Annotated in this window: 12 protein-coding genes; all 12 read left to right on the plus strand. The window is 69.1% G+C overall.

Annotated features, from left to right (window positions below):
* Positions 1 to 170 precede the first annotated feature (170 nt).
* The 12 genes from Dfulv_RS01000 to nuoK all read left to right on the plus strand — a co-directional run bounded on the left by Dfulv_RS01000 (position 171) and on the right by nuoK (position 12,167).
* On the plus strand, positions 171 to 1,445 hold the full coding sequence (locus tag Dfulv_RS01000) for a geranylgeranyl reductase family protein (RefSeq protein ID WP_259860701.1): 1,275 nt from the start codon (positions 171 to 173) through the stop codon (positions 1,443 to 1,445).
* A gap of 145 nt (positions 1,446 to 1,590) precedes the next feature.
* Entirely contained in the window at positions 1,591 to 1,956 is a 366-nt protein-coding gene (locus Dfulv_RS01005) for an NADH-quinone oxidoreductase subunit A (protein WP_259860702.1), read from the plus strand.
* A gap of 3 nt (positions 1,957 to 1,959) precedes the next feature.
* Positions 1,960 to 2,631, plus strand: a complete 672-nt coding sequence (locus Dfulv_RS01010) for a NuoB/complex I 20 kDa subunit family protein (RefSeq protein ID WP_259860703.1) — start codon at positions 1,960 to 1,962, stop codon at positions 2,629 to 2,631.
* Complete coding sequence (locus Dfulv_RS01015; RefSeq protein WP_406567913.1) at positions 2,628 to 3,326, plus strand: NADH-quinone oxidoreductase subunit C; 699 nt, start codon at positions 2,628 to 2,630, stop codon at positions 3,324 to 3,326. The genes Dfulv_RS01010 and Dfulv_RS01015 overlap by 4 nt, the downstream gene beginning before the upstream one ends.
* Complete coding sequence (locus Dfulv_RS01020) at positions 3,323 to 4,639, plus strand: NADH-quinone oxidoreductase subunit D (RefSeq protein WP_259860704.1); 1,317 nt, start codon at positions 3,323 to 3,325, stop codon at positions 4,637 to 4,639. Before Dfulv_RS01015 ends, Dfulv_RS01020 begins: the two co-directional genes overlap by 4 nt.
* Positions 4,639 to 5,421: an NADH-quinone oxidoreductase subunit NuoE gene (nuoE, locus tag Dfulv_RS01025; protein ID WP_259860705.1), complete on the plus strand. Its 783-nt coding sequence runs from the start codon at positions 4,639 to 4,641 to the stop codon at positions 5,419 to 5,421. The genes Dfulv_RS01020 and nuoE overlap by 1 nt, the downstream gene beginning before the upstream one ends.
* Entirely contained in the window at positions 5,418 to 6,740 is a 1,323-nt protein-coding gene (gene nuoF, locus Dfulv_RS01030; RefSeq protein ID WP_259860706.1) for an NADH-quinone oxidoreductase subunit NuoF, read from the plus strand. The genes nuoE and nuoF overlap by 4 nt, the downstream gene beginning before the upstream one ends.
* The gene (locus tag Dfulv_RS01035; protein WP_259860707.1) at positions 6,740 to 9,202 is read left to right on the plus strand and encodes an NADH-quinone oxidoreductase subunit G; all 2,463 of its coding nucleotides are present in this window, start codon (positions 6,740 to 6,742) and stop codon (positions 9,200 to 9,202) included. Before nuoF ends, Dfulv_RS01035 begins: the two co-directional genes overlap by 1 nt.
* Positions 9,199 to 10,548, plus strand: a complete 1,350-nt coding sequence (gene nuoH, locus Dfulv_RS01040) for an NADH-quinone oxidoreductase subunit NuoH (protein ID WP_259860708.1) — start codon at positions 9,199 to 9,201, stop codon at positions 10,546 to 10,548. The genes Dfulv_RS01035 and nuoH overlap by 4 nt, the downstream gene beginning before the upstream one ends.
* A 4-nt stretch (positions 10,549 to 10,552) precedes the next feature.
* Positions 10,553 to 11,101 (plus strand): NADH-quinone oxidoreductase subunit NuoI, encoded by a 549-nt coding sequence (gene nuoI, locus Dfulv_RS01045; RefSeq protein WP_313899987.1) that lies wholly within the window; start codon positions 10,553 to 10,555, stop codon positions 11,099 to 11,101.
* Complete coding sequence (locus tag Dfulv_RS01050; protein WP_259860709.1) at positions 11,098 to 11,871, plus strand: NADH-quinone oxidoreductase subunit J; 774 nt, start codon at positions 11,098 to 11,100, stop codon at positions 11,869 to 11,871. Before nuoI ends, Dfulv_RS01050 begins: the two co-directional genes overlap by 4 nt.
* Positions 11,868 to 12,167: an NADH-quinone oxidoreductase subunit NuoK gene (gene nuoK, locus Dfulv_RS01055; protein ID WP_259860710.1), complete on the plus strand. Its 300-nt coding sequence runs from the start codon at positions 11,868 to 11,870 to the stop codon at positions 12,165 to 12,167. The genes Dfulv_RS01050 and nuoK overlap by 4 nt, the downstream gene beginning before the upstream one ends.
* The last annotated feature ends 1 nt before the right edge of the window (position 12,168 follow it).

Here is a 12,168-nt window from a genome sequence, read left to right on the forward strand (position 1 = left end):
GCTCGGGGTGAAAAATTAGGGTCGCCTAACTGACAGCGGGCCACGTCACGGTTCTAGACTTCCCCCGGAGTACTTTGTGAAGACTTTCACGAGCAGAATGACAGCAGCGGCCAACGGCGTCCGAGCGAAGAGCGACAGGTAAGACCGAAGGGCAAGGAGGTGTGACGGCTGTGACCGACACCGGGAAAGACGCGGATGTCATCGTCGTCGGCGCCGGACCTGGCGGCTCTACCGCCGCGTTCCACCTGGCTCGCCACGGCCTGCGGGTGCTGCTGCTGGAGAAGACCGAGTTCCCGCGGGAGAAGGTCTGCGGCGACGGGCTGACGCCCCGAGCGGTCAAGCAGCTGATCAAGATGGGGATCGACACCACCGAGGAGAAGGGCTGGCTGCGCAACCGCGGCCTGCGTGTGATCGGTGGCGGCATCCGTCTCGAGCTCGACTGGCCCGACCTCGCGAGCTTCCCCGACTACGGGTTGACCCGCACGCGCATGGACTTCGACCAGATGCTCGCGACCGCGGCGACCGAGGCCGGCGCCATCCTGCGCACAGGCACCAACGTGAGCGGCCCGATCCTCGACCGCACCGGTCGTGTGGTCGGCGTGACGGCGACCGGGCCGGACAAGGAGCCGCTGGAGTTCCGTGCGCCGCTGGTCATCGCCGCCGACGGCGTCTCCGGCCGGTTCGCCCTGGCGCTGGGCATCGCCAAGCGTGAGGACCGCCCGATGGGCGTCGCCGTCCGGCAATACTTCCGCAGCGAGATGCGTCACGACGACGACTATCTCGAGTCGTGGCTCGAACTGCGCAGCCGCGAGTCGGGCGACAAGCTTCTGCCGGGTTACGGCTGGATCTTCGGCCTGGGTGACGGCCGCGTCAACGTCGGCCTCGGCGTGCTCAACAGCAGCGTCGCCTACGGCAAGACCAACTACCGCACGTTGCTGGCCGACTGGGTCGACAACACGCCCGCCGAGTGGGGACTCTCCGACCCGGCCAACGCCGAGGGCAAGCCCCAGGGCGCGGCGCTGCCGATGGGCTTCAACCGGGTGCCGCACTACTCCCGGGGCGTCCTGCTCGTCGGCGACACCGGTGGCATGGTCAACCCCTTCAACGGCGAGGGGATCGCCTACGCCATGGAGTCCGGCGAGCTGGCGGCGGAGATCGCCGTCCAGGGCCTCGCCCGCCCCCAGGGCACGGCGCGGGAGCGTGCGCTCGCCCACTACCCGGCCGAGCTCAAGGCCCGCTACGGCGGCTACTACCGGCTCGGGAACATCTTCGTGAAGCTCATCGGTCAGCCGCAGATCATGCGGGTGGCCACCAAGCACGGCATGCCACACCCCACCCTCATGCGGTTCGTGCTCAAGCTCCTCGCCAACCTCACCGACCCGCGAGGGGGCGACGCCATGGACCGCGTGATCAACGCAATGACCCGTCTGGCACCGGCTGTCTAGCCGCAAACGCACAGCCCAAGGCCACATTTGGGGTGCCCCGGACGAAGCCGTCCGGACATCACCGAATAGTGTAAACCCGCATACAGCTTGAGTGGTCCCAGCGGCAACCACCCCGCCGGGCTCGCCGAAAGGACGGAGCAGCACGATGTCGCTCGCGCCGTACGTACCGATTCTCGGGCTCTTCGCCCTCGCCGCAGCCTTCGCGCTGTTCTCGGTGGCGATCGCCCCGTTCGTCGGGCCGCGCCGGTTCAACAAGGCGAAGCTCGACGCCTATGAGTGCGGCATCGAGCCGACGCCGCAGCCCGTCGGCGGTGGCCGCTTCCCGGTCAAGTTCTACCTGACCGCGATGCTGTTCATCGTCTTCGACATCGAGATCATCTTCCTCTACCCGTGGGCCGTGAACTTCGACGCGCTCGGCCTCTTCGGGTTCGTGGAGATGGTGCTGTTCATCGTCACCGTGTTCGTCGCCTTCGCCTACGTGTGGCGGCGCGGCGGGCTGGATTGGGACTGAGCCATGGGCATCGAGGAAAAGGTACCGACCGGCGTCCTGCTGACCACCGTCGAGAAGCTGGTCAACTGGTCGCGTAAGGCGAGCTTCTGGCCGGCCACGTTCGGCCTGGCCTGCTGCGCCATCGAGATGATGGCGACCGGCGCGGCACGCTACGACCTGGCGCGCTTCGGCATGGAGGTCTTCCGGGCCAGCCCGCGCCAGGCCGACCTGATGATCGTCGCCGGCCGCGTGAGCCAGAAGATGGCCCCGGTCCTGCGCCAGATCTACGACCAGATGCCCGAGCCCAAGTGGGTGCTCTCGATGGGCGTCTGCGCGTCGAGCGGCGGCATGTTCAACAACTACGCGATCGTCCAGGGTGTCGATCACATTGTGCCCGTCGACATGTATCTGCCGGGCTGCCCGCCGCGGCCGGAGATGCTGATCGACGCGATCCTGCGGCTGCATGACAAGGTCATGGCCGAGCCGCTGGGCGACCGGCGCCGCCGCGCGATCGAGGCGCGGATCGAGCGCGACGGTGCCCCGGTGGTGGCCCCCGGCGCGATGCCGTCGAGCTACCGGTTCGACAAGGCGAAGCGCGCCGAGTGGATCAAGGCCGCCGCGCAAGGGAGCGAAGAGCAGCTGCGCATCCAGAAGTGGATGGAAGAGCGGGCGAACCTGTCCGGAGGTACGAAGTGACTGAGGTAGAGCCGGTCGGCGCCGAGCTGGGCGCCGCCGCGCAGCAGCCGCCGTCGAACGGTGCCGGGCGGGGCATGTTCGGCGTGCAGGGGACCGGTGACACGTCCGGCTTCGGCGGTCTCCGGCGGCGCCGTGCGGTGGAGCTCGACTCGCCCCGGCCGTTCGGCGGGGAGTTCGACGAGGTCGTCGACGCGCTCGAAGAGGCCTACGCCGGCTTTAACGACGCGATCGAGCGGATCGTGGTCGACCGCGGTGAGCTGACGCTGCACATCGTGCCCGAGCGCATCGCCGAGGTCTGCCAGGCCATGCGTGACGACCCGGCCCTGCGGTTCGAGCTGTGCTCCTCCGTCTCCGGCGTCGACTACCTCGGCTCCGACGGCCGCCGGCTGCACGTGACGTATCACCTGACGTCGCTGACGTTCCGCCGCCGGGTCCGCCTCGAGGCGGCCGTGACCGCCGAGGATCCGCACCTGCCGAGTGTCACCCAGGTCTACCCGACCGCTGACTGGCAGGAGCGCGAGACCTACGACATGTTCGGCGTCATCTTCGACGGCCACCCCAACCTGACCCGGATCCTCATGCCGGACGACTGGGAGGGCTTCCCGCAGCGGAAGGACTACCCGCTCGGCGGCGTGCCGGTCGAGTACAAGGGCGCGGAGATCCCACCGCCGGACCAGCGGAGGAGTTACCAGTGACCACCGATTACGCGAGCTCGCGCGAGACCACCGAGGGCCGGGTCTTCACCGTCACCGGCGGCGACTGGGACACGGTCGTCAACGAGGCCGGCTCCGAGGAGCGCATCGTCGTCAACATGGGGCCGCAGCACCCGTCGACGCACGGCGTGCTCCGCCTGGTGCTCGAGCTGGAAGGCGAGACGGTCATCGAGGCGCGCACCGTCATCGGCTACCTGCACACCGGCATCGAGAAGAACCTCGAGTTCCGCAACTGGACGCAGGGCTCGACGTTCGTCACGCGCATGGACTACCTCGCGCCGATTTTCAACGAGACCGCCTACTGCGTGGCGGTCGAGAAGCTGCTCGGCATCGAGGACCAGATCACCGAGCGGGCGAAGACGATCCGGATCCTGATGATGGAGCTCAACCGGGTCTCGTCCCACCTGGTGTGGCTGGCCACGACGGGCATGGAGCTCGGCGCCCTGTCGATGATGATCTACGGCTTCCGTGAGCGGGAGTATGTCCTCGACATCTTCGAGCTGGTCACCGGCCTGCGGATGAACCACGCGTATGTCCGCCCGGGCGGCCTGGCGCAGGACCTGCCGGACGAGGCGGCGGCGAAGATCCGCGAGTTCCTCGAGTGGATGCCCGAGCGCATCGACATGTACGAGGACCTGCTCTCCGGCAACACCATCTGGCGGGAGCGCACGCAGGGCGTGGCCGTCCTCGACGTGGCCGGCTGCCTGGCGCTGGGCATCACCGGTCCGGTGCTGCGCTCCGCCGGCCTGGCCTGGGACCTCCGCAAGACGCAGCCGTATCTCGGGTACGAGACCTACGACTTCGCGGTGCCCACCGAGCCGACCGGTGACGCGTGGGGCCGCTACAAGGTCCGGCTCAACGAGATGCGGGAATCGGTCAAGATCATCCGGCAGGCGATGGACCGCCTGGAGCCGGGCCCGATCATGATCGGCGACAAGAAGATCGCGTGGCCTGCGCAGCTGGCCGTCGGCGGCGACGGCCTCGGCAACTCGCTGGAGCACGTCGCGAAGATCATGGGCCAGTCCATGGAGGCCCTGATCCATCACTTCAAGCTGGTGACCGAGGGCTTCCGGGTCCCGCCCGGTCAGGTCTACGTGCCGATCGAGGCGCCCCGCGGCGAGCTCGGCGTGCACGCCGTCTCCGACGGAGGCACGCGCCCCTTCCGCGTGCACTACCGCGAGCCCAGCTTCGTCAATCTGCAGGCGATCCCGGCAATGGCCGAAGGCGGGCTCCTCGCCGACGTCATCGTGGGCGGCGCCTCGCTCGACCCCGTCATGGGTGGGTGTGATCGTTAATGGTGTTCAGTGAGGTCACGCGCGACCGCGCGCGTCAGATCATCGCTCGCTACCCCGAGGGCCGCTCGCGCTCCGCGCTGCTGCCGCTGCTGCACCTGGTGCAGTCGGAAGAGGGGTACGTCTCCGCGGACGGCATCTCGTTCTGCGCGGAGGTGCTCGGCTTGACCAAGGCCGAGGTCGGCGCGGTGGCGACGTTCTACACCATGTACAAGCGCAAGCCGACCGGCGACTGGCTGGTCAGCGTCTGCACCAACACCATGTGCGGTGTGCTCGGCGGCGACAAGGCCTACCAGGCCCTGAGCGACTACCTCGGGGTCGGTCACGACGAGACGACCGCCGACGGGCGGATCACGCTGGAGCACTCCGAGTGCCTGGCGGCCTGCGACTACGCGCCCGTGATGACGGTCAACTACGAGTTCTTCGACCAGGTCACCGAGGACAGCGCGCTGGACCTGGTCAAGCAGCTGCAGAACGGCGAGCGCCCGCAGCCGACCCGCGGCACGCGACTGTGCACGCTGAAGGAGATGGCGGTGCAGCTCGCCGGCTTCGCCGACGACCGCGGCGACGAGGTCGTCGCCGAAGGCACCGCGGGTGGCCCGACGCTGGCCGGCAACCGGCTCGCCGAGCGGTTCGCGATCGCCGTCCCCGGGTTCGACCCGGAGACGCCGATCGCCAAGAAGGCCGACGCGCCGCCACCCAAGGCGCCGGAGACCGCGCCGAAGCCCGCCTCCGACGCGAAGCCGGCAGGTGACGGTCCGCTGCCGCAGAAGGAGGCCAAGTGACCCTCGACTACCAGCCCTCGCAGGAGTCGCTGTCGAAGCTGACGCCGGTGCTCACCAAGCGCTGGCTGTCGCCTGACGCGTGGAAGATCGACGTCTACGAGCGCCTCGACGGCTACACCGCACTGCGCAAGGCGCTGAAGGCCCACCCGGACGAGCTGATCCAGCTGGTCAAGGACTCGGGCCTGCGCGGACGTGGCGGCGCCGGCTTCCCGACCGGCATGAAGTGGGGCTTCATCCCGCAGAACGACGGCAAGCCGCACTACCTGGTCGTCAACGCCGACGAGGGCGAGCCGGGCACCTGCAAGGACCTGCCGCTGATGATGGCCGACCCGCACGCGCTGGTCGAAGGCGTCATCATCGCCTCCTACGCGATCCGGGCCAACTTCGCCGCGATCTACATCCGTGGCGAGGCGGTCCACGCGGCCCGCCGGCTGCGCGCCGCGGTCCAGCAGGCCTACGCCAAGGGCTACCTGGGCACCAACATCCTGGGCAGCGGCTTCGACCTCGACGTTGTCGTCCACAGCGGAGCCGGCGCCTACATCTGCGGCGAGGAGACAGCGCTGCTCGACTCCCTGGAGGGGTATCGCGGACAGCCCCGGCTGCGCCCGCCCTTCCCGGCGACGCACGGGCTCTACGCCTCGCCGACGGTCGTCAACAACGTCGAGACGATCGCCAGCGTGCCCTACATCGTGCTCGGCGGCTCCCAGTGGTTCCGCAGCATGGGCAGCGAGAAGTCGCCGGGCCCGAAGATCTACTCGATCTCCGGGCGGGTCAACAACCCGGGCCAGTACGAGTGCGGCCTCGGCGTCACGCTGCGGCAGCTCATCGACCTGGCGGGCGGCATGCAGCCCGGTCACAAGCTGAAGTTCTGGACGCCGGGCGGCTCTTCGACCCCGATGCTCACCGACGAGCACCTCGACACGCCCATGGACTTCGAGGGCATGGCGGGCGTCGGCACGATGCTCGGCACCACCGCCGTCCAGGTCTTCTCCGACCAGGACGACATCGTCTACGCGACCTACCGCTGGATCGCGTTCTACCACCACGAGTCCTGCGGCAAGTGCACCCCGTGCCGCGAGGGCAACTACTGGATGGTGCGGATCCTGCACCGTATCCTTGCCGGCCAGGGCACCCACCGGGATCTCGACACCCTGCTGGACGCCTGCGACAACCTGCTGGGCCGCTCGTTCTGCGCGCTCGGTGACGGTGCGACCAGCCCGGTGACGTCCTCGATCAAGTACTTCAAGCAGGACTACCTGGACTACATCGAGGGCCGTAAGGCCCCGATGTTCAAGGGCGAGCTGGTAGGAGCCCACTGATGACCGACGTGGTTCCCAAGGTTGACACCGTCAAGCTGACGATCGACGGCATCGAGGTCGAGGCGCCCAAGGGTGCACTCGTCATCCGGGTCGCCGAGCAGATGGGCATCTCGATCCCGCGCTTCTGCGACCACCCGCTGCTGGCCCCGGCCGGTGCCTGCCGGCAGTGTCTGGTCGACATCGAGGGTCAGCGCAAGCCGGTGGCGTCCTGCACGCAGCCGGTGGCCGAGGGCATGGTCGTACGGACCCAGGTGACCTCCGACGTGGCCAAGAAGGCCCAAGAGGGCATCATGGAGTTCCTCCTGATCAACCACCCGCTCGACTGCCCGGTGTGTGACAAGGGCGGCGAGTGCCCGCTGCAGAACCAGGCGATGAGCAACGGTCAGGCGGAGTCGCGGTTCGTCGAGCACAAGCGGGAATACCCGAAGCCGCTGCCGATCAGCACGCAGGTGCTGCTCGACCGCGAGCGGTGCGTGCTCTGCCAGCGCTGCACCCGGTTCTCCGACGAGATCGCCGGTGACAGGTTCATCGACCTGATGGAGCGCTCGTCCAACGAGCAGATCGGCGTCTTCCGCGGCGACCCCGACTCGCCGGGCGACGACGCGCCGTTCAACTCCTACTTCTCCGGCAACACCATCCAGATCTGCCCGGTCGGCGCGCTGACCAGCTCGCAGTACCGCTTCCGTGCCCGGCCCTTCGACCTGGTGTCGACGCCGAACATGTGCGAGCACTGCGCGGCCGGCTGCGACCAGCGGGCCGACCACCGCCGCGGCAAGGTCATGCGCCGCCTGGCCGGCGACGACCCGGCGGTCAACGAAGAGTGGAACTGCGACAAGGGCCGGTTCGCCTTCCAGTACGTCAACGCCAACGACCGCCTGACCACACCGCTGGTGCGTGACGCCAAGACCGGCGAGCTGCGTGCGGCGAGCTGGCCCGAGGCGATCGCCACCGCGGCGGCCGGCCTGGCGGCGGCGAAGGACAACGGCGGCGTCGGTGTCCTGGCCGGTGGCCGGCTGACGGTCGAGGACGCATACGCGTACTCGAAGTTCGCCCGCGTCGCGCTCGGCACCAACGACATCGACTTCCGCGCCCGGCCGCTGTCGACCGAGGAGACCGAGTTCCTCGGCTCGCACGTCGTGGGCCGGGCCGAGGTCACCTACGCCGACATCGAGCGGGCCCCCGCGGTCGTCTTCGTCGGGCTGGAGCCCGAGGAGGAGTGCCCGATCATCTTCCTGCGGACCCGCAAGACCTACCTCAAGCGCGGCCTGGCCAGTTACGCCGTCGCGCCGTTCGTCAGCCGCGGGTTCGAGAAGCTCGGCTCCACCGTCATCCTCACCGCACCGGGTGCCGAGGCGGAGGTGCTCGGCGCGTCCGAGCAGCTGCGCGAGGCGCTGTCGGCGGAGGGCGCGATCCTGTTCGTCGGCGAGCGGCTCGCGAGCGTCGAAGGCGGCCTGTCCGCCGCGGCGCAGCTCGCCGAGTCCACCGGCGCCCGGCTCGCGTGGGTTCCCCGCCGTGCCGGCGACCGGGGCGCTGTCGAGGCCGGCGCGCTGCCGACCCTGCTCCCCGGCGGTCGCCCGGTCTTCGACCCGGCCGCGCGCAGCGAGGTCGCGGCGGCGTGGGGCCTCGACGCGGGCGTGCTGCCCAGCGCCTCCGGCCGTGACACCGACGGCATCGCCGCCGCCGCCCGCGAGGGCCGGCTCGGCGCGCTGCTCGTCGCCGGCGTCGACCCGGCCGACCTGGCCGACCCGCTGGCGGCCGAGGAGGCCCTCGACAACGTCGGGTTCGTGGTCAGCCTGGAGCTGCGGGCGAGCGCCGTCACCAAGCGGGCCGACGTCGTCTTCCCGGTCGCCGCGGCGGCCGAGAAGAGCGGCTCCTTCGTCAACTGGGAGGGCCGGGTCCGGCCGTTCGGCACCGTGCTCAAGACCCCGGCGATGAGCGACGCGCGCGTGCTCGACACGCTGGCCCGCGAGTTGGGCGTCCAGCTGGGCGTCAGCGACGTCACCGCGGTTCGCGCGGAGCTCGCCGCGCTGGCCCAGCTGCCGCTGCCGGGCACGGCGACGGCCGGCCTGGTCGGTGCCGGCACCAGCGTCCGGGGCACCGCTCCGTCGGTGGCGCCCGGCACGGTCGTCCAGCCGGCCAGCGGCCAGGCGATCCTCGCCTCCTGGCACCACCTGATCGACAACGGCTCGCTGCAGGACGGCGACGGCCACCTGGCCGGCACCGCCCGCCCCGCCGTAGTCCGGATCTCCAAGAGCACCGCGGCCGACCTCGGTGTGGTCGACGGCGACGCGGTGACGGTCGGCACCGAGCGGGGCGCGATCACCCTGCCGGCGCTCGTCACCGACATGGTCGACGGGGTCGTATGGATCCCGACGAACTCACCGGGCTCGACCCTGCGCCGCACGCTCGGCGTCGCCGAGGGCGCGCTGGTCGAGATCAGCACTGGGGGTAGCGCAAAATGACGCCTCTCGCGTACGGGAACCTGGACCAGTTCGGCAAGGACCCCTGGTGGCTGGTGCTCGCCAAGGTCGTCGTGATCTTCGCCTTCCTGGTCGTCATGACGCTCTTCGCCATCTGGTACGAGCGGCGCGTCGTCGCCCGGATGCAGGTCCGGCCCGGCCCGAACCGCAACGGCCCCTTCGGTCTGCTGCAGTCGCTGGCCGACGGCCTGAAGCTGGCGTTCAAGGAAGACATCATGCCGAAGATGGCCGACAAGGTCGTCTTCTTCTTCGCGCCGGTCATCTCGACCATCTGCGCGTTCACCGCGTTCTCGGTCATGCCGTTCGGCCCGACGGTGTCGATCTTCGGCCACCAGTCGCCGCTGCAGCTCACCGACATCCCGGTGGCGGTGCTGCTGGTGCTGGCCTGCTCGTCGATGGGGATCTACGGCATCGTGCTGGGCGGTTGGGCCTCCGGCTCGACCTACCCGCTGCTGGGCGGTCTGCGCTCGAGCGCGCAGATGATCTCGTATGAGGTCGCGATGGGCCTGTCCATCGTCTCGGTCTTCCTGGTGGCCGGCACGATGTCGACCTCGGGGATCGTCGAGGCGCAGGCCGGCAACGGCACCATCGGCATCGGCAGCTGGACCTTCGACGCCCCGGCCTGGTATGCGATCCTGCTGCTGCCGAGCTTCCTGATCTACTTCACCTCCGCGGTCGGCGAGACCAACCGCGCGCCGTTCGACCTCCCCGAGGCCGAGTCCGAGCTGGTCGGTGGCTTCCACACCGAATACTCGTCGCTGAAGTTCGCACTGTTCTTCCTTGCCGAGTACATCAACATGGTCACCGTTTCCGGCCTCTGCGCGACGCTGTTCCTCGGCGGCTGGCGGGCGCCGTGGCCGATCTCGCTCTGGGACGGCGCGAACCACGGCTGGTGGCCGGTGCTCTGGTTCACCATCAAGGTCCTGCTGCTGCTGTTCGTCTTCGTGTGGCTCCGTGGCACGCTGCCCCGGCTGCGGTACGACCAGTTCATGCGATTCGGCTGGAAGGTGCTGATCCCGGCCAACCTCGTGTGGATCCTGGCGCTGTCCGGCATCCGCCTGCTGCAGAAGGGCGAGCTCGGCACCGGCAGCCGGGTCGGCGTCATCACCGGGATCGTCGTGCTGGTTCTGCTCGTGCTGGTCATGGTCGGCATGCAGCGCGGCCGCAAGGATCCCCTCGCCGACGCGCCGAAGCCGGACCCCGGCGGCCGTGTCGGCGGTGCCAACGGCTTCCCGCTGCCTCCGATGAACCTCGAGGTGCCGCCGAGCCCGCGGGCCAAGCGCGTGATCGTCGAGCGGGAGACCGTCTCGACCGGCAAGGAGAGCTGACAACATGAGCATCGGTGGGACTCTGAAGGGTTTCGGGGTCACCTTCTCGCACATGTTCAAGAAGGTGGTCACCGAGGAGTACCCGGAGCAGCGCAAGCCTCCGGCACCGCGCTACCACGGGCGGCACATCCTCAACCGGTGGCCGGACGGCCTCGAGAAATGCATCGGCTGCGAGCTGTGCGCGTGGGCCTGCCCCGCGGACGCGATCTTCGTCGAGGGCGCCGACAACACCGAAGAGGCACGCTTCTCGCCCGGTGAGCGGTATGCGCAGACGTACCAGATCAACTACGCGCGCTGCATCTTCTGCGGCCTGTGTATCGAGGCCTGCCCGACCCGTTCGCTCACCATGAGCAACGAGTACGAGCTGGCCCGGGACAACCGCCGCGACCTGATCTTCACCAAGGAGCAGCTGCTCGCGCCGCTGCTGCCGGGGATGGAGCGCCCGCCGCACGACATGCGGCTCGGCGACTCCGAGAAGGATTACTACGTCGGCGCGCTGGAGAACCCCGGCACCTCGGCCGGCGCCGAGCGGTACAAGGGGGCCGGCTCGTGAACCTCTCACTGCAGCTGCTGGCCGCGGCCGGCGACGTGAAGGGCGGTGAGGCCGCCGCCTTCTGGGTCCTCGCGCCGTTCGCGGTGCTGGGTGCGATCGGCATGGTGTGGGCCCGCAACGCGGTGCACTCCGCGCTGTTCCTGGTGATCACCATGCTCTGCCTGGGCGTGTTCTACGTCCTGCAGGCCGGGCCGTTCATCGGCATGGTGCAGATCATCGTCTACACCGGCGCGATCATGATGCTGTTCCTGTTCGTGCTGATGCTCGTCGGTCGCGACTCGTCCGACTCGCTGATCGAGACATTGCGCGGACAACGGATGGCCGCCATGGCGCTGGGCATCGGCCTGGCGCTGCTGCTGGGCATCGGCCTGTACCGCGCGCTCGGCGGCAGCACCCCGCAGGGCCTCGCGAACGCCAACTCGGCGGGCAACGTGATCGGCATCTCCCGGCTGTTGTTCACCAAGTACGTCTTCGTCTTCGAGGTCACCTCGGCGCTGCTGATCACGGCGGCGGTGGGCGCGATGATCCTGGCCCACATCGAGAAGCGCAAGGAAGACAAGGTCAGCCAGCCGGAGCGCATGGTGGCGCGGTTCCGCCCGGGCAACTACCCGGCGCCGAAGCCGGGCCCCGGTGTGTTCGCCACCTCCGACTCGGTGGCGACGCCCGCGCGGCTGCCTGACGGCACGCCGGCGGACCGCAGCATCTCCAAGATCCTCCCGACCCGGGAGTTGACGTCCGCCGACGTCGCACCGAAGGGGACCGAGAAGTGACTCCGACGTACTACATCGTCCTCGCGGCGATCCTGTTCACGATCGGCGCGGTCGGTGTGCTCATCCGCCGGAACGCGATCGTGCTGTTCATGTGCATCGAGTTGATGCTGAACGCGGCCAACCTCGTGCTGGTCACGTTCAGCCGGATCAACGGCACGCTCGACGGGCAGATCATGGCGTTCTTCGTCATGGTCGTGGCGGCGGCCGAGGTCGTCGTCGGCCTGGCGATCATCATGTCGATCTTCCGGACTCGGCGCTCTGCCAGCGTCGACGACGCGAACCTGCTGAAGTACTAAG

The organism is Dactylosporangium fulvum (assembly GCF_025137375.1).
Lineage (GTDB): Bacteria > Actinomycetota > Actinomycetes > Mycobacteriales > Micromonosporaceae > Dactylosporangium > Dactylosporangium fulvum.

What these genes read in the sequence shown, in the direction of transcription:
- Dfulv_RS01005 (WP_259860702.1), top strand. Translation starts at nt 1,591, where the DNA reads ATGTCGCTCGCGCCGTACGTACCGATTCTCGGGCTCTTCGCCCTCGCC.
- Dfulv_RS01010 (WP_259860703.1), top strand. Translation starts at nt 1,960, where the DNA reads ATGGGCATCGAGGAAAAGGTACCGACCGGCGTCCTGCTGACCACCGTC.
- nuoE (WP_259860705.1), top strand. Translation starts at nt 4,639, where the DNA reads ATGGTGTTCAGTGAGGTCACGCGCGACCGCGCGCGTCAGATCATCGCT.
- nuoI (WP_313899987.1), top strand. Translation starts at nt 10,553, where the DNA reads ATGAGCATCGGTGGGACTCTGAAGGGTTTCGGGGTCACCTTCTCGCAC.
- Dfulv_RS01035 (WP_259860707.1), top strand. Translation starts at nt 6,740, where the DNA reads ATGACCGACGTGGTTCCCAAGGTTGACACCGTCAAGCTGACGATCGAC.
- nuoH (WP_259860708.1), top strand. Translation starts at nt 9,199, where the DNA reads ATGACGCCTCTCGCGTACGGGAACCTGGACCAGTTCGGCAAGGACCCC.